This is a genomic window from Planomonospora parontospora, assembly GCA_014647935.1.
GTDB lineage: Bacteria > Actinomycetota > Actinomycetes > Streptosporangiales > Streptosporangiaceae > Planomonospora > Planomonospora parontospora.
Genome location: BMQD01000012.1, coordinates 55943 through 72363, shown reverse-complemented (window position 1 = coordinate 72363; position 16421 = coordinate 55943). Strand labels below are relative to the sequence as shown.

General features: G+C 69.8%; 11 protein-coding genes and 1 pseudogene. 1 reads left to right on the top strand and 11 read right to left on the bottom strand.

Annotated features, from left to right (window positions below):
• Positions 1–140: 140 nt before the first annotated feature.
• From IEZ07_RS36305 to IEZ07_RS19550, 3 genes and pseudogenes are all read right to left on the bottom strand, one after another.
• Positions 141–380, bottom strand: a pseudogene (locus tag IEZ07_RS36305) (ArsR/SmtB family transcription factor); the annotation flags it as partial.
• Positions 381–407: 27 nt separating this feature from the next.
• Positions 408–758, bottom strand: a complete 351-nt coding sequence (locus IEZ07_RS19555; protein WP_191896056.1) for a VOC family protein — start codon at positions 756–758, stop codon at positions 408–410.
• Between the two features lie 150 nt (positions 759–908).
• Positions 909–2357, bottom strand: coding sequence for a DHA2 family efflux MFS transporter permease subunit (locus IEZ07_RS19550; RefSeq protein ID WP_191896055.1), 1449 nt, complete (start codon positions 2355–2357; stop codon positions 909–911).
• Between the two features lie 268 nt (positions 2358–2625).
• On the opposite strand from IEZ07_RS19550, the gene IEZ07_RS19545 reads away from it, so the two are divergent.
• Entirely contained in the window at positions 2626–4083 is a 1458-nt protein-coding gene (locus tag IEZ07_RS19545; RefSeq protein ID WP_239320274.1) for an LVIVD repeat-containing protein, read from the top strand.
• 135 nt (positions 4084–4218) lie between these two features.
• On the opposite strand, the gene IEZ07_RS19540 is transcribed toward IEZ07_RS19545, so the two are convergent.
• The 8 genes from IEZ07_RS19540 to IEZ07_RS19505 all read right to left on the bottom strand — a co-directional run bounded on the left by IEZ07_RS19540 (position 4219) and on the right by IEZ07_RS19505 (position 16396).
• Entirely contained in the window at positions 4219–4770 is a 552-nt protein-coding gene (locus tag IEZ07_RS19540; RefSeq protein WP_191896054.1) for a hypothetical protein, read from the bottom strand.
• Positions 4771–4797: 27 nt separating this feature from the next.
• Positions 4798–5742 carry a hypothetical protein gene (locus tag IEZ07_RS19535; protein ID WP_204054475.1) on the bottom strand — a complete coding sequence of 315 codons (945 nt, stop codon included), beginning with the start codon at positions 5740–5742 and terminating at the stop codon, positions 4798–4800.
• The gene (locus tag IEZ07_RS19530) at positions 5739–6437 is read right to left on the bottom strand and encodes an NADPH-dependent F420 reductase (RefSeq protein WP_191896053.1); all 699 of its coding nucleotides are present in this window, start codon (positions 6435–6437) and stop codon (positions 5739–5741) included. Before IEZ07_RS19530 ends, IEZ07_RS19535 begins: the two co-directional genes overlap by 4 nt.
• Positions 6438–6510: 73 nt before the next feature.
• Positions 6511–6951: an acyl-CoA thioesterase gene (locus IEZ07_RS19525; protein WP_191896052.1), complete on the bottom strand. Its 441-nt coding sequence runs from the start codon at positions 6949–6951 to the stop codon at positions 6511–6513.
• Positions 6948–12566, bottom strand: a complete 5619-nt coding sequence (locus IEZ07_RS19520; protein WP_191896051.1) for a type I polyketide synthase — start codon at positions 12564–12566, stop codon at positions 6948–6950. The genes IEZ07_RS19525 and IEZ07_RS19520 overlap by 4 nt, the downstream gene beginning before the upstream one ends.
• 4 nt (positions 12567–12570) lie before the next feature.
• Complete coding sequence (locus tag IEZ07_RS19515) at positions 12571–13524, bottom strand: enediyne biosynthesis protein UnbU (RefSeq protein WP_191896050.1); 954 nt, start codon at positions 13522–13524, stop codon at positions 12571–12573.
• Positions 13521–15434, bottom strand: a complete 1914-nt coding sequence (locus IEZ07_RS19510; protein ID WP_191896049.1) for an FG-GAP repeat domain-containing protein — start codon at positions 15432–15434, stop codon at positions 13521–13523. The genes IEZ07_RS19515 and IEZ07_RS19510 overlap by 4 nt, the downstream gene beginning before the upstream one ends.
• The gene (locus IEZ07_RS19505; protein WP_191896048.1) at positions 15431–16396 is read right to left on the bottom strand and encodes a DUF1702 family protein; all 966 of its coding nucleotides are present in this window, start codon (positions 16394–16396) and stop codon (positions 15431–15433) included. Before IEZ07_RS19505 ends, IEZ07_RS19510 begins: the two co-directional genes overlap by 4 nt.
• Positions 16397–16421 lie beyond the last annotated feature (25 nt).

The window sequence follows — 16421 nt, the reverse complement described above, 5'->3', positions numbered from 1 at the left end:
CGCCGGACGGACCGTGCGTCCGTGAGGTGCGCCGGCGTCATGGGGTTATTTTTTTTTCGCTCCGCGTCCTCGGCGGCTTCACGGGCGAGGTCGAAGCCGGACTGCCAGAAATGTTCGACGAACACGCGGAGTTTGGCCAAGGTCACCTGGCTGGCCCGGTAGAGGCGGCGGGTCCCGTCACGGCGTTCGATGACCAGACCGGCTTCCTTCAGGATCTTCAGATGCTGGGAGACCGCCGACCGGGTGACCTCGAAGTGTTCCGCGATCTGCCCGGCCGGCAGTTCGGTGGATGCGATGAGGCTGAGGATCGCCCGCCGCCGCGGCTCGGCGATCGCCCGAAGGACGGTGTCCAGTTCCTCGTCCGTGTTCACGGATCGCATCTCACCGGGAGGCATGGCGTCGGCGTCTCAGCGCTGCCAGAGACCGACGCGGTTGCCGTCGGGGTCCCGGAAGACGGCCATGATGCCGATCCCGGGGATGTCGTACGGCAGCGTCTCGCGCTCGCCGCCGAGGGACTCGACCTGCTTGAGGGTGGCCTCGGCGTCCTCGACGACGATGTACAGCACGATGCCCGCGGCGCTGTGCTCACCGGCCTCGCCGATTCCGCCGGGGATGCCCTCGGAGGCGGCGGTGTCGATCATTCCGTAGTTCATCTGGGGGTCGACGTCGATCTTCCAGCCGAAGATCTCCGAGTAGAACGAGCGCGACTTGGCCGCGTCCTTCGCCGTGATGTCGAACCAGGCAACGGGCTTTCCCATGACTTCTCCCTTTCCTGTGGTGGTGTTCTGCTACGAGCCGCCTGTCCCTGGAGTCAGGGTGACGGCCCTCCCGGGGATGGTGATCCGGCAGTCGACGCCCGGAGCCTTCTTCTGCTCCGGCGCGTGCTCGGCCGGGAGGATCGAGGGTTTTCAGGAGGTGGCGGGTCCCGGCTGCGCCTCCGGAGGCATCGGCGCGGCGGATGCCTCGTAATCCGGGCGGCGGATGATCAGCGCGGCGGCCACTCCGGCGAAGGTGATGACCGCGAGCACGATGGTCGCGGGCGTGAATCCCGCCACGAACCGCTCGCTCGCGCCGTACCCCCCGGCCGCGGTGAACACCGCTGCGGCTGCAGCGACGCCGAACACCGCACCCACCTGACGGATGGTGTTGCTGACGCCGGCCGCTATGCCGACCTCCATCGGACTGACCGACCGCATGACCGCCGAGGCCACGGTCGGGAACGCGATGGAGACGCCGATGCCGGCCAGGAGCAGGGGGAAGATCATCGGACCGTAGCCCGTGCCGGCCGAGGCCATCAGCGCGATCGCGAGGAAACCGATCCCGTGCAGCAGCAGCCCGACGATGACCAGGGGGCGCTCCCCCATGCTGTCGGCCATCTTCCCGGCGATCGGCGAGATGAAGATCGCCAGTCCGACCCACGGCAGCAGTCTGATGCCCACGCCGAGCGGGTCGTTGCCCTCGGCCAGCTGCAGGTACTGTGCGAAGACGAAGCCGTTGCCGTACAGCGCGGCGGCGAGGACGAAACTGGTCAGGCATCCGCCGGTGAAGCTGCGGTTGCGGAACATGGACAGCGGCATCATCGGGCTGGACGCCCTGGTCTCCCAGATCACGAACAGCACCAGCGCAACCGCCCCGCCGATGAACCCGCCGAGGACGGCGGGCGAGGTCCAGCCCACTTCGCCGCCGCGGATGAGGGCTTGGGCGATCCCGAAGACGCCGAGTGTGGAGAGCACGAGGCCCAGCAGGTCGACGGCTCTGGTCTCCCCCCGGGTCTCGGCGATCTTCATCAGGCTCATGACGATGAGGACCACGCCGACCGGCACGTTCAGCCAGAAGATCCACTGCCAGGCGAATCCCTGGATGATCAGGCCGCCGACGAGGGGGCCCGCGGCCACCGCGACACCCGAGATCGCGCCCCAGACGCCGAACGCCGCCCCTCGTTCCTGCGGCGGAGTCGCATCCGCGATGACCGCGAGTGCGAGTGCGATGGCGATGCCGCCTCCGACGCCCTGAAGCGCGCGCGCCGCGATCAGTATCTCGATCGTGCCGCTCATCGCGCACAGGGCCGAGCTGAGGGTGAAGAGCCCCACGCCGGTCACGAACAGCGCGCGGCGGCCGAACCGGTCGCCCAGGGCGGCGCCCGTCAGGATGAACGCGGCGAAGCCGAGTTCATAGGCGCTGACGGTCCAGCCCAGGCCGGAGACGCCGGCGCCGAGCTCTTCGTGCAGGGTGGGCAGCGCGGTCGTCACGACCAGCACGTCGAGGCCGACCATGAAGGAGGCGAAGGAGGCGAGGATCAGGGTCCATCGCTGCCGAGCCTTCGGGTAGGCCGGTAAGGAATTATCACTGAGGGTCATGGCTACTCCAACCAGACAGATTGGCAGTACGAGCAGCGCCCCGTGCCGCAGATCTCCGGGCCCGGCTGCACACGGCGACCGGCTCACGCTCGCAGCCGGATCGGTGATCTGAGGATCACTGCATGGCTCCGAACGTTAGTCTCTCCTTTCGAAAGCGTCAACTGTCATTTGACGTTTCGCAAGGGCCGTCGTGCATCCGGGCGAGAACGGCGGCCCGCCGGATCAACGAGCTATTGACTATATATTTATAAAGTAATCCACTGGGTCCATGGAGACAAGCAATCCCGTCAAGCGCAAGGCCGCCGCGCCGCCTCCTCGGCCGGCACGGCCCCGATGGGCCCGCGCCGCGCTCGTCCTGGCATCGATCGCGCTGCTCACCCTCGGCGGCAACGTCACGGCCACCGCGGCGGGCGGAAAAGCCGACGACGACGTCCAGCACAGCAGGAACATCAGGCCCGTCGCGAACATCGCCAAACAGCCGCCGCTGGACGGCATGTTCTCCCCCACCACCGACCTGGCCTTCACCCGCACGTATGCGATCGCCGGCAACTTCGGGGGCTTCACCGTCTACGACATCGCCGACCCGCGCTCCGCGCGGCTCGTCACCCAGGTGCTCTGCCCCGGAGCCCAAAACGACGTGTCGGTGGCCGGCGACCTGCTCTTCCTGTCCACGGACGACCCGCGCAGCGACGACTCCTGCCAGAGCTCTCCGCAGACGACGCCGGACAGGGACTCCTGGGAGGGCATAAAGATCTTCGACATCAGCGACGTCTCGCGCCCCCGGTACGTGACGTCCGTGGAGACGTCCTGCGGTTCGCACACCCACACGCTGGTCCCCGGCAAAGGCCGCAACCGCGGCGCCGTCTACGTCTACGTGTCCTCCTACTACCTTCCCGGGACCGCGCTCCCCGGCTGCGGGCCGCCGCACGACAAGATCACCATCGTGAAGGTGCCGGTGAACGATCCGGCCCGCGCGGCGATCGTCGCCGAGCCCGTTCTGTTCCCCGGCGGGGGCAACCCCGGCGGCGGCGCCACCTGGTACCCCACCACCGGCTGCCACGATCTGACCGTCCACCTGGGCAAGGACCTGGCCGCAGGCGCCTGCATGGGAGACGGCGTCCTGATCGACATCTCCGACCCGGAACGGCCGTATGTCATCACCACCGAACGGGACGCCGCGAACTTCGCCTTCTGGCATTCGGCCGTGTTCAACAACCGCGGCGACAAGGTCGTGTTCACCGACGAGCTGGGCGGAGGTTTCGCCGCCACCTGCAACGAGGCGGTGGGATCGACCAGAGGCGCCAACGCCGTCTACAAGATCAAGGGCAAAGGCGACCGTCGTACGCTGATTCCACAGAGTTACTATAAGATTCCGCGGCATCAGACCGACACGGAGAACTGCGTCGCCCATTACGGTTCACTCATCCCGGCCGCGGGCCGCGACATCATGGTGCAGGCCTGGTATCAGGGCGGAGTGTCGGTGTGGGACTTCACCGATGCCCGCCGGCCGCATGAGATCGCCTACTTCGACCGGGGTCCGCTGTCGCCGACGCAGCTGCTGCTCGGAGGAACGTGGTCGGCTTACTACTACAACGGCTATATCTACGCCACCGACACGCAGAAGGGCCTGGATGTGATCGATATCCGGGACCTTCGCACCGTCACCGCGAAGTTCGTTCGCCATGGCGAGCTCAACCCCCAGACCCAGATCCCATACCGGGGATGACCGGACGGTGCACCCGGTGAAGCCCACCCGCCCGCCCGGAGGAGGCGGGCGGAACAGGCAGGCCGACTGCATGCTCTCCGTACGGCGCGGCGGTCCTCGCGGGGAGGACGCGAGGACCACCGCCCGGATGCACCGTCACCCGGCGGGAGCCGGCGCGCACGTGCAGGCCATGACGGCGCGCTCCTGCGGCGACGGCCGCCGGTGCAGGAGCATCGCGACCACCATGGGGATGAAGACGAGCCCGTTGTAGAACAGGTGGAGCTCCACCCGGGGGACGACGAGCTGGATCAGGCTGGTCGGCGCCGGGCGGCCCATCAGGTTCATCCCCACCAGTGCCTGGCAGAGCAGGAGCAGGTGCTCGAAATGGTGCCACACCTGGAGGCCGAGCGAGATGTTCCACCAGGTCCGCGCCCTTCCCGTGAAGGCGGGGCGCAGGATGACCAGGCCGATGAGCATGAGCAGGGCGTAACCGTAGTGCAGCCACTCCGAGTGCACCAGCCAGGGGAAGGGGATGCCCAGGACGCCTCTCGCCTCGTGGACCGGCCATCCGAGAGCGTAGATCTGGAAGGCCTGCACGAGGTGCTCGGCCCAGTGGGCCACCACGATCACCAGGTAGACGCCGAGCGCGGTGCGGTGGTGGCGGTCGTTGAGTCCGGCGAGGACGCGGGGGGTGCTGTGCGTTGCCATTACGGCCTCCAGGCGGGCAGTGCTCGATCAGTACCAGGTGATCGTCGGGTACCAGATGACGCCGGTGCGGGCGAGGAGCCGAACGTCCCAGTAGAGGAACGTGAACACGCCCGCCACGAGGAAGGCGGAAGCGGTGATCACCGCGGCGCGGCCGGGCTTGGCGGTGATCCAGCGCTGGACGCGGCCGCCTGAGGCGACGGCCAGGAGCAGGAAGATCACGGCCAGGACGACGATGTTCCCCAGCGACTGGACGACGAAGGCGAAGGCTCCGTACAGGGGGTTGCCGCTGTCGGCGACGTCGCGGAAGAGCTGCCGGTAGAGCCCGAACGGACGACCGATGAGGAACGCGCCGATCAGAAGACCCATGACGAGGGAGCGGACGTGGGGGAAACGCCGCGACGCTCCCTCCAGCGGATCCTTGACGATCTTCAGTGCCGCCAGGCCCAGATAGCACAGGACGAGACCGATCACTCCGAAGACCACCATCGACTGGACGAGCCGGGGCGCAAGGCCGCTGCTCACCGTGGCGGTCGAGTACTGGGGCATGTGGGTGCCGAACAACCCGGCGATGACGCCGTAGACGGCGGACACGGCGGTCATCCCGGCGACGAGCCAGCCGAGGGGCGGCAGGGTCTGAGTGAAGCGGCCGCGTACGGAGCGCTCCTGACCCAGCATCGGCGCGACGGCGCCCAGAGCAGCGATGTTGCATGCGGTGAAGGTTCCGCCGAGACCGCTGGCGAAGGCGAAGGCGACGCCTGCCAGGATGCCGGTCATGGGTGCGTCGGCCGGCTCGTGCCCGAGGATCGCGCTGGTGACCCCGTCACCGATGACCTTGTCGACGAAGGGGGCGGACCACAGGACGGTCAGCGCGAAGCCCGCCAGGACGCTGAAGACGATGACGGCACCCCGCCGTGCGGGTTTCGGCTCGTGGCTGGTGGAGGACGTGGCCGCTGCGGCCTCGGTGTTGGTCACTTCCAGTTCTCCTTCCGTGATGCGGACGTCGAACCGGGAAGCGGGTGCCCTCGCGGTTCGCTGTGCGTGTGCTCACGGCCGAGGCGCAGCAGGCGGAACCCCACCGCGTCACCCAGCCCTTCCTCCTGGCCGATCCGGCGCAGCAGTTCGGTCAGTCCTTCGATCCATCGGCTGTTGCTCAAAGGCCCGGCGTCGGCCACGTCGAACCCGGACCGGTCGAGGATCCGGGCCACGCATCGTTTCGCCTCGGGCTCGTCACCGGTGACGGGTACCGTGAAGGGCGGCCCGCCGTGGATGAACGCGCGGATCTGGCGTGCCGACACGCAGTTGAGGCCTTTGACGACCGAGCTCTTGGGAAAGGCGTCCGCGATAAGTTCGGCCGCCGAGTGGTATCCGGTGCCGTGCAGGTCGGCCGTTGCGGGGTTGGAGACGTCCAGCAGCACCTTGCCGCCGAGACGGTGCCCGATGCCCGGGGCGATCTCCGTGCGGCTGACGTGGACCGGCGTCGCCAGGACGAGCACCTGCGCCGCGGACGCGACCGCCTCCGGGCTCGCCGCCACGGCGCAGGGAAGCCGGGCCGCCAGCGTTTGCGCGGTCCGTCGTCTTCCGCCCGCCAGGTACAGCGGAAAGCCGCGGGCGGCGAACAGTTCCGCCAGGGCGGCGCCCATGGATCCACAGCCGATGACGCCGAGCACGGGCGATCCCCGGTCATCGGACGAAACCTCCGGCCGACTCGTGCCCGCCATATGCGTCTCCTCCTCGCGCTCGTCAGCGGTGTCGCGTCGCGCCGGAGTAGACCTCCAGGGCCTGGTACAGCTCCCGGGGGACGTCGACGGGAACCAGATCGTCACCTGCCCGCTTCATGCACGCGACCGTCTGGGCGCCGCGGGCCACCAGCTGGCCGGGGCCGGAGTGGAGCCGGAAGTAGTCGAAGTCCATGACGATACGGTTGACGTCGATGTCGCGCAGTGACATCCGTATGGAGACCGTGTCGAACGCGAACAGTTCCGCGAAGTACTCGCACGAGCAGGAGACCGTCACCAGGGCGAGGTCCTCGGCGAGACTCCTCAGCACGCCGGGGGCGTGTGCGGCCAGGAACCTTTCCCTGCAGGCGCCCTGCCAGGTGAGGTAGTTGGCGAAGTAGACGTTGCCGACGAGGTTGGTGTCGGCGAAGGTCACCAGATGCTCATGGGAGAAGTAACGCTTCATGAGCCTCCTTTCAACATGACGGTGATCGCCGCGGGACGGCGTTCGTCTCCGGCGGGGATCACCACGGAGGCGAGGTGCTCGGCTCCGCTGCGCAGCAGGAGCCAGCCCTGCTCGTAGGCGCCCTGGATGGTCAGTGGGGACTGGGCGGCCGCGCGGCCGGACTTGGCCAGGCACTCACGGGCGGTCCACAGACGGGTGAGCACGTATCCTTCCGGCTCACCGGTCAGCTTGATGATCTGCTCGGCCTGCCCGGACCAGGCCTTCTCCGCCCGCAGACGCCCGGGATCGTCGGTCACCCACTCCCAGTCGCAGGCCAGCGGCGTGGTCCCGCTGACCTGCAGGATCAGGTCGTCCAGGTGGCTGCGGCCGATGGCCGGACCCGGCGCTCCGCGGTGTGCGCTCCTCCTGCCGGTGGTCCTGCCTGCGGGCTTGGGCCGGACCTCGACGTGGACGGGGGTGCCGGGCAGCAGCGTCTCCAGGCTCCGTTCGAGGTAGGGGCCGATGAGCACATCCGGGTATCCCCCGCTCGGCTCGATCGGGCCGACGTCGCGAAGCCGCAGCCCCGTCCAGGCGGTCACGGACCTGCCTTGGTGATCGCGGGCGATGACGTCGTAGGTGTACTCCGATCCCGTGTGCTCGCGTTCGACCGCGGTGAGGATCAGATCGCCGTCGCGCGGCCCGGGCTGGACGGTGAAGGCGTCACATCCCACAGGGAGCAGGCGCCGGTTCGGCACGCACGCCTGCAGGACGTGAACGGTGGCGTCGTTGACCGAAGGGTCGCCGAACTGCAGTCCGCCTCGGACGCCCGGCCCGAACCGCCACCTGTCCTCCGCTGCCAGGACGGCCGTGCACGCCGTCGCCTGGAGGTGGTCGTAGCGGCGCAGGCGCTGGAAGAGGGGGCCGTGGAAGAAGGTGGGCCCGTACAGATCGCCTCCCCGGTGCGCGGGCAGTGGCGAGCGCCCGGCGGGGAGGTCCACCGGTTGCGGCGGGCGGAGCGGCACGCGCCCGGAGAAGTGGTCGACGGCGAAGCCGGTCTCGTCGCTACGGATGACGACCTCGACGTCGCCGCCGTCCCTGACGAGGGCGCAGATCCTGATCGTGCGGACCGCGTCCTGCGGGATGATCACCGGCCGGTCGAACCGGCAGTCCTCCAGACCGGTGACGGGGCGTCCGGTGAGCACGGTGGCGGCCTGGGCCATGGCCTCGATCGCGCAGACGGCGGGCAGGACCATGAGGCCGTCGATGCGATGGTCGCGCAGGTAGGGATCGCGCTCGGCGTCGAGCTCCGCCTCCGCCACCAGTTCGACGCCGGCGAGCATCGTGCGCACCCGGCGAAGGTACGGATGGGCGTCGACCGGCCGGGGGGACTCCAGCTGGGGCAGCCGGCCGGTGACGACGACGGACGGCTCGGCCGGACGGGCCGCGAGCAGCTTCCGCAGCAGTGCGACGCCGGTCTCCACCGGCAACGGGACCACGCCGGCCCGCATGAGGCCGTCGAGGACGTCGAGCCGTTCCCCCATGCCGGCGCCGGACCACGCGGTCCAGTCCATGTTCCAGACCCGGCACCCGGGCAAGTCGCGGGCCAGGACGCGGGCCAGCTCGCGCATCCGGCCGTTGGCCAGCGCGTAGTGGGCCTCGCCCGGCAGGCCGAACCTGCCGATGACCGACCCGTAGGTGATCAGCAGGCGCAGCGATGCGGTGTCGAGGGCGTCGACGAGTGCACGCAGGCCGTGGTACTTGGGCGCGGCGTGCTCGGCGTAGTCGGCCGCGCCCAGTTCGGTGAAACGCTTCGGATGGTTGACACCGCTGCTGTGGACGACCGCGGTGACCTGTCCGAGTTCTCCGGTGATGCGCGCGGCGGCCTGCCGTACGGCCGACGTGTCGGCGATGTCGGCGGTCACGTAGAGGTGCGGGATGTTCAGCTCTTCCAGCAGGGAGAGGTTCGCGCGCAGCTCGTCGTCGTCCTGCGGCCTGCTGCGGCCCAGGAGCGCGATCCGGGCCCCGTACGACCGGCCGAGGGCGAGCGCGGTCTGGAATCCGATGCCCTTGCCGCCGCCGGTGACCAGGACGACGTCGTCACCGCCGAGCGGCACCTCCTGCGCGGGGGCAAGCGGGAGGGGCGCGTACGTGACGGTGCAGACCCTGCCGTTCTCGTCGATCACGAGCTCGGGGTGCTCGTCCGGGGAGGAGCGCAGGGCGCGGGCGACCGCGGCGGCGGTTCCGGCAGACACCCCGCCGATCCAGCGGACCGCCCGGTCCGGGTGCTCCTGGCGGATGGTGGCCAGGTAACCCGCGGCCGTGTCCCCCTGCTCGATCACGGCGAGCGGGACCGCCTTGTCGACCGCCGCCTTCGCGACGTCGAGGAGCCCCGCGATGTCCTGGTCATCGGGGTCCTCCGGCAGGAGGACCAGCTCGGCCGAGGGCTGCCAGTCATCGGTGCGCAGCAACGGTTCCAGCTCGGCGCGTAGCGCGCCTCTCCCCCATACCCGCCAGGTGTGGTCGGTGGCCTCCTCCGCCAGTTCGACGGGTTCGCGACGCGGGCCCAGGATCCGATGCCATTCGGCCGCCCCGGGGGGTACCGCAGGCTCATGGGCGCCATCCGACGCGGGAGGAAGCGCCTCGATCAGACCGATCAGCTCCGACACCGACACATCGGACGCGACCAGCGGTTCCACCGGGGCGGCGCGTGAGCAGACCGCGGCCGCCTGGGTGACGAGCTGCACCACCCGCAGCGAGTTCAGGTGCAGGTCGCTCAGCAGCCGGTCGTCGGCGCCGATGGCGTCGACGGGCAGTTCGATGGCCTCGGCCACCACTTTCCTGACGGCGGAGGAGACGTCCTCTTGCAGGCCGTGTTCCTCGGCCGGAGACGAAGGGGCGACGGGAACCGGCGCACCGGGCAGCGCGAGGGATTCCGGTGCCCGCTCGCAGGGGTTCTCCAGGAACGTGAGATCCCGCCACAGGTCGAATTCCCGGTGGAAGCGCTCGGCGAACATCGGCCGCAGGTCGTCCGCGGCGCCGCAGGCGTACAGCGCTCCGGCCGCGTGGCACAGCTCCCGGCCCGAGGTCGCGCCGATGTCCAGGGCGAAGGCCGGGACACCGGTGATGTCCTCGGCGAGTGACGCGAGCGCGTGTCCGGGGCCGATCTCGATCAGCAGGTCGCAGGACTTGGCCAGCTCCGATACGGCCTGGCGGAAGAGCACCGGGGCGGTCAGCTGCGCGGTGAGCAGCCGGCGGAGGTCGGCGTCACCGTCGAGGAGCCCTCCGCTCACCGTGGAGTACACCGGACGGGCCGGGGCCTCCAGGGCGACCTGGCCGAGGTGGGACGCGAGCCGGGGTTCGGCCGCGGTGAAGGCGGGCGAATGGAAACCGTGGCTGACGCTCAGCCGCTTGGCGGAGATGTTCTGCTCGCGGCACCGCTCCAGGATCCGCTCCAGGTCCCGGATGGGGCCGGCCACCACGTGTGCGGCTCCGTGGTCGGCGGCGACGACGGCCTCGGTTCCGGAGGTGAGCCGGCGGAGCGGCTCGTCCCCGGCGATGATCGAGGCCATTCCGGTGTGAGGTGCGCCGTGGTCGCTCATGATGCGGCCCCGGGCTGTGACCAGGCCGATGGTGTCGTCCTCGGAGAGTGCCCCGGCCCAGTGCAGGGCGGTGATCTCGCCGAGGCTGTGCCCGACGGCTCCGCAGGGGTCGACGCCCAGCCGGTTCAGCCAGCGCAGTCCCGCCAGGGACGCCTTGACGACCGCCGGCTGGACCACGGCCGTGTCGACGGTGCCGGTGTGGGAGGACGCCTCGTCGAAGAGGTCTTCGACGCCGGGGAGTACGGCGCCGAGTGCGCCGGGTCCGGCCGGCACGGCCGTGCCCTGCCCGGTGAACAGCAGGCCCGCTCTGCCGGGGGCGCCGTTTCCGACGCAGATCCCGGGCAGTGTGACGAACCCGTCGTCGCGGCGGTCAGCGACGAGCTGAGCGGCCTGCCGGGCCCGGCGGGCGAGCTGTTCCGGGTTCGCCGCCACCACGGCGGCGCGGTGGGGATGGCGCGCGCCCGCCGCGGTCCGTGCCAGGCTCGCGGCCAGATCGGCCTGCTCGGCGAAGGAGAGGGACGCGGCGGCGGAGGCCGCACGGTCGAGCTGCGTGAGGAGATCCTCGGTTGAGGCCGCCCCGAAGACGAACACCTCGTGACCGAGCGGGCGCCGGGCGAGGCGCCGCTCCCTGGCGGTGAACGCGGGACGCCGGCGCGGCGCCGGTGATTCCAGGACCAGGTGCGTGTTGATCCCGCCGAAGCCCATGGCGCTCACCGCCGCACGCAGCGGAGCCTCTTGCGGCCAGGTCTCGGCGTCGCGGACCACGCGCAGCGGCACCCCGTGAGCACGCAGCAGTTCGTGTGGTTCCTCGCACCCCGTTGTCGGCGGGATCACCTGCCGGTGCAGGGCCATGGTGGCTTTCAGGAGTCCGGCCACCCCGGCTGCGGCCTTGGTGTGGCCGATGTTCGCCTTGATGGAGCCCAGCGCGGCGGGATCGAGAGTCCTCATTGCGCGCTGCGCCTCGGCCAGCGCGGCGATCTCCACGGCGTCGCCCACGGCCGTCCCGGTCCCGTGCCCCTCGAACAGCGCCACGGTCTCCGGCCCGAATCCGGCTTGCTCGTAGGCCCGGTGGACGGCGAGCAGCTGGCCTGTCCGTTCCGGCCGGGTGATTCCTCCTCTGCCGTCCGAGGAGACGCCCCAACCGCGGATCAGGGCCAGTGGCGGCCGGCCGGCCGCGACCGCGTCCTCGGCCCGCATCAAGACCACCATGCCGCATCCCTCGCCCGGCCAGAAACCGGTGGGATCGGCGTCGTAGACCCGCATCGCCGAGGTGGCGAGCGCACCGGTCCGGGCGAACCCCACGAGTTCGAACGGGTCGAGGCTCAGGTCGACACCGCCGGCGATGGCCACGTCGATGTCCCCGGCTCGCAGTGCCCGGGCCGCCGTGATGACGGACAGCAGCGAGGACGAGCATGCTCCGTCCACGGTGTATCCGCCACCGTGGAGATCGAAATGGTTGCAGATGCGACCGGCGATGGTGTTGGCCAGCCCGCCGGCCAGGGTCTCGTCGTTCGGTTCCGGAAAGGGATTCTTGTACGTCTGCTCGAGGCCGGTGAGAAAGCGCGCCTGGGCTTCGGGAGCCCAGCCCTCCGCGGTCAGCGCGTGCTGGAGTACACGGCGCACGTAGGGCCAGCGCAGCCGCAGTACGGAGGCGCGACTGAACTCCCCGTTCATGCTGTTGCCGATGACGACGCCCACGCGGTCGCGGTCGAGGCCGCGGCCTTCGGGATGGCCCGCGGAGGCGAGCGCGTCCGCGGCGACCTCCAGGGCGAGCCAGTGGGCGGGGTCGGTGACGCGGTAGGTGGGACCTGGAATCCTGAACCGGGTCCGGTCGAAGGTCCAGCCCTCCAGCACGGCGGCGAACCTGGCGTAGGTGCCGTCGGCGCCGGCGGCCGCGTAGTCGTCGAGGTTGAGCCGCCCGGGAGGGAGGGGGCGAAACGCCCTCCGCCCGGACAGCACCATCTCCCACAGCTCGTCGGGGTCGCCGGCATCGGGATACCGGCAGGCGGCGCCGACGATCGCGATGGGTTCGTACATCAGGTCACGTCCTGTTCGCGGCTTGCTCGGGTGCGAGGTTCGGGAGGGAACGCCGGGTCGAGGCCTCGCGGGCCGGAACAGGTACCGGCTGCTCGCGATGCCGGCGCAGGGAGACGACGGCGAGCGCCGTGCCCCGGATGGCGCACACGATGACCAGCGCGAAGAAGAGCCCGAACGAGATGTGGACGTGCACCAGCAGCCCGTACACCGCGGCGGCCGCGACTCCGAACAGCACCTGGCGTTCCGGCTTGACGGGGGTCGTGCCCGGGTCGGTGATCATGTAGTTGGTGAAGAGCACGAAGGCGGTCCCGGTCATCACGGTCAGCGCCGTCACCGTCGCCGTCCCGTCGATCGCCGTGCGGATCACGGCCTGGGCGGCGAAGGCTCCCACCCAGCCGAGGATCAGCGGCATCTTCTTCGTGAGCATGGCGTTGAGCAGCGTGCCGGAGGCGAGGATGACGACCGGGATGATCCAGTCGAGCGGTCCGCTCACCCACTCGGTGAAGTGGTAGGGCGGTGCGATCCCGACCCAGGGAAAGAGCAGGAGGACGGCGACGATGCCGGTGTTGGACGGGTTGAGCACGTGCCGGAAGGCGCCGTTGAGCCGCACCCGGATCAGGTATTTGGAAGTGATGGCCACGATGACCGCGAGGATCACCGGTTCGAGGCGGTCGTTGGCGTAGAGCAGCATGGCGCAGGCCAGGGCGCTGATGTGCGCGGGGAGCAGGAAGTCGACCAGCCGGACCCAGCCGCCGGCGTACTTCACCGGGCGCCGGTTCACCGTGGCGTCGAGCTTCTCCAGGCCGAGCTCCAGCCCATAGGCCGCCACGAGGGCGACGAGCGGCGTGGCGTAGGCCTGTTCGAAGCCCAGGACGGTGTGCCCGAGCAGGTTGAAGGCGGTGATCGATATCGCGAAGCGGCGCAGCGCGCTCGTGCGCGGGTCGGATGGGGGTTTCATCGGGTGATCTCCCGTGCTGAGCCGTCGGTCGTGAGCAGGACGGTGTGCCAGCCTGGGGCCAGCGACAGGTCGGTGTCGTGCCGGGTGCCGCAGGCGTCCCGCCAGGTGACGGTCACGTTCGCGGCCGTGGTTCTGTCGTCGAGGGCGAAGAGCAGTTCGGGTGAGGAGACGCCGGCGTGCCCGGCGGCCGGATACACCTGCGCCGTCCTGGCGCCGGCCGCTCCGGAGCGGACGAGGGCGGTGGCGCCGATCGCGGGGGCCGTGGCTGCTTCCGGGGCCCCGCCGCAGGTCGCCGGACGCACGAGCTGGATTCCCAGGAAGGGGTGCTGGGTGCTGCGGTTGTTGCGGTGGAGGAAGGACTGCCGCCACTGGTTGGCCACGGCGTAGTCGAGCCGTCCGTCGTGGTCGATGTCGGCCAGGGCCATTCCCCGGGTGGGTCCGCGATTGTCGATCCCCAGCCGGGTGGAGAGGTCGTGGAATCTGCCGTCCGGCGCCCGCACGAAGAACCTGTCGGGGTCGTCACCGGAAAGATCGTCTCCCGGGCCGAAGTGCGGCCACATGTGCGGGTTCCTCAGGAGCTCGTCGTTGGTCATCGCCAGTTCCTGCAGCTCCGGCCAGCGGTTGCTCGTGCCCTTGATGAAGCCGGTGGCCTGCAGGATCTGCACCTGGCCGTCTCCTGCGAAGTCACCGGTCTTCATGTCCCATCCCCATCCGGAGCGGGAGATGCCGAGGGGTTCGCTGCGGTCGTCGTAGAAGGCGGTCCCGTCTTGGCCCAGCACCTTCTTTCGGGTGCTGACCCAGGCGAAGTTGCTCTCGTGCAGGGCGTAGTCCTCGGTGATGTTGCTGACCACCATGTCAGGGACGTCGTCCTGATTGAGGTCGGAGAACGCGACCCCCATCCCCTTGAACGAGTCCTTTCCCAGCACCTTCGACTTGGGGGTGGCGAAGTGGCGCACTCCTTCCATCAACCGGAAGCGCGGCTTGCCCGGTGTGGAGATGTTGTGCAGCAGCCGATCGGGACCGAAGTCGTTGGCGACGTACAGTTCGGCGAGTCCGTCGGCGTCCAGGTCCTGGGCGCCCAGGGCGAGCGTCCATCCGTTCGCCATCTCGGGAGTGAACGCCCCGGCCGCCTCGCTGAAACGCGCCTGCGGCGTCTTGCCGCCCTGCGCTCCCTGGAAGAGCAGCACGCGGTTGCGCCCGGCGTTGTAGCCGGCCGACATCGAGTCCTGCATCTGGAGTTCGGGCTGGTCGGCCTCGGGGTCGAGAACCCGCGCCCCGTCCGGGAAGTAATTGCCCAGGGCGATGTCGGTGTGGCCGTCGCCGTCGAGGTCGGCCAGGGAGACGGCGTTGGTGTTCCAGATCTGGTAGGGCTGGACGAGCTCCTGCCGAGTGAAGGAGGGTGACGTCGGCGGTCCGGCGTTCCCCAGGAAGAGCACGGGTGAGCGGCCCCAGTAGTAGACCAGCGCGTCCGTCCGCCCGTCCTCGTTGTAGTCGGAGGGCACGCAGCCCATCGGCGCCATGGTCGCGTCGTAGGGGAGGCCGGACGGCTCGAGTGCGACGGGCGTGAAACGGGCGCCGGTCGTGGGGGCGGGCTGCAGGGTGACCGACTCGTCGCGCGGGTCGACGAGGCAGACGTCGTCCGCCCGTCCGTTGGCGTCGAAGTCGGCCAGGGCGACGGCGGCCCCCAGAGAGGAGATCCAGTGGTTGATCTTCTCGTAGGCGGGGGCCACGGTACGGATGTCACGGTTCGTGACGGCCGAGTTCAACGGCAGCCTCTCGAAGGAGAAGTCCTCGGTCAGGGAGGCTATCGTCGCCGGAGACGCCTCGGGCAGCCGTGCGACCTGCCATCCCCCGATGACCAGGGCAGCGGCGCAGAACTGGGCCAGCCGGACCTTGATGCGTCCTCTCACCTGGTCACTCCTCCGGTGTGCAGGGTCCAGGCATGACGGATCCGAGCACGCCATCCCTCGTAGTCGTGTGATGTCACGCGCCCGTCGGGCACGGCGTGCAGTGCCTCGTCGGTCCATCCGGCCGCGGTCTGCGGTTCGGCGCCGGTGAGAGCCCGTACGGCGGCCGCCACCTGCGGGGTCACTCCCCCTGACAGGTCGTGGGCCTTCGCGGCGAAGGCCGAGCCCTGCGCGAGGTGCTCGTGGTAGTCCGTCGACGTTTCCAGCAGCCGGTCCAGGACGTCTGCCGATTGGGCGCCCGTGTAACTGGCCGCGAGACCGATCCCTGCCCACAGATCGGCTCGGCGGTTCGGCGGGAAGCCGGCGATGGTGCCGGCGATGCGATCCGGTTCGGCTCCGGCGTAGAACCACAGCGCCCGTCCGACTCCCTGATCCCGGATCGGCAGGACCGGTCCCTGGGCTGCCCGTTCGACGCGGCCGGAGAAGACGGGAACCGGCCGGAAGAACGCCTGATGGAATCCCCATCCGTCCCAGGCCAGCCATCGCAGCAGCCGATGGCCGGACCGGATCCCGGTCCAGGGGCGCAGGCGCATACGCGCATAAGCCCATCCCACTCCGACGTGGATCAGGTGGGGGTAGTGCTGTCCGGCTCCGTTGTGCAGAGCGTGCAGGCGGCGGCCTCTCGTACCGGCGAGCAGGTCCAGCAGCGCCGTGCTCATGGCGGCGCCTTCGAACGCGAAACCGCGTAGACCCGGGTCGAGCCGCGTGAAGGCGAGCTCATCCGGCTCCTGGGTGAGCGCGGCGTTGTAGCCGGTGGCGAAACTCCTCACGGCGGCGTCGAGCGCCGGTTGCGCCTGGGGGGAAGCGGGTGCGAAGCCTCGCCTGCCGAGATCGAGATCGTTGACGTCGAGGGCGAGCGGCCGGCGCAACAACGATCTCAGTAATGAGCCCGAAGCGGTCATCATCCAAACCCCATTGCATTCGAGAGAG

Excerpts from the sequence above, each read along its gene's own strand:
- IEZ07_RS19555 (WP_191896056.1), bottom strand. The coding sequence starts at position 758 with ATGGGAAAGCCCGTTGCCTGGTTCGACATCACGGCGAAGGACGCGGCC.
- IEZ07_RS19550 (WP_191896055.1), bottom strand. The coding sequence starts at position 2,357 with ATGACCCTCAGTGATAATTCCTTACCGGCCTACCCGAAGGCTCGGCAG.
- IEZ07_RS19545 (WP_239320274.1), top strand. The coding sequence starts at position 2,626 with ATGGAGACAAGCAATCCCGTCAAGCGCAAGGCCGCCGCGCCGCCTCCT.
- IEZ07_RS19540 (WP_191896054.1), bottom strand. The coding sequence starts at position 4,770 with ATGGCAACGCACAGCACCCCCCGCGTCCTCGCCGGACTCAACGACCGC.
- IEZ07_RS19525 (WP_191896052.1), bottom strand. The coding sequence starts at position 6,951 with ATGAAGCGTTACTTCTCCCATGAGCATCTGGTGACCTTCGCCGACACC.
- IEZ07_RS19520 (WP_191896051.1), bottom strand. The coding sequence starts at position 12,566 with ATGTACGAACCCATCGCGATCGTCGGCGCCGCCTGCCGGTATCCCGAT.
- IEZ07_RS19515 (WP_191896050.1), bottom strand. The coding sequence starts at position 13,524 with ATGAAACCCCCATCCGACCCGCGCACGAGCGCGCTGCGCCGCTTCGCG.
- IEZ07_RS19505 (WP_191896048.1), bottom strand. The coding sequence starts at position 16,396 with ATGATGACCGCTTCGGGCTCATTACTGAGATCGTTGTTGCGCCGGCCG.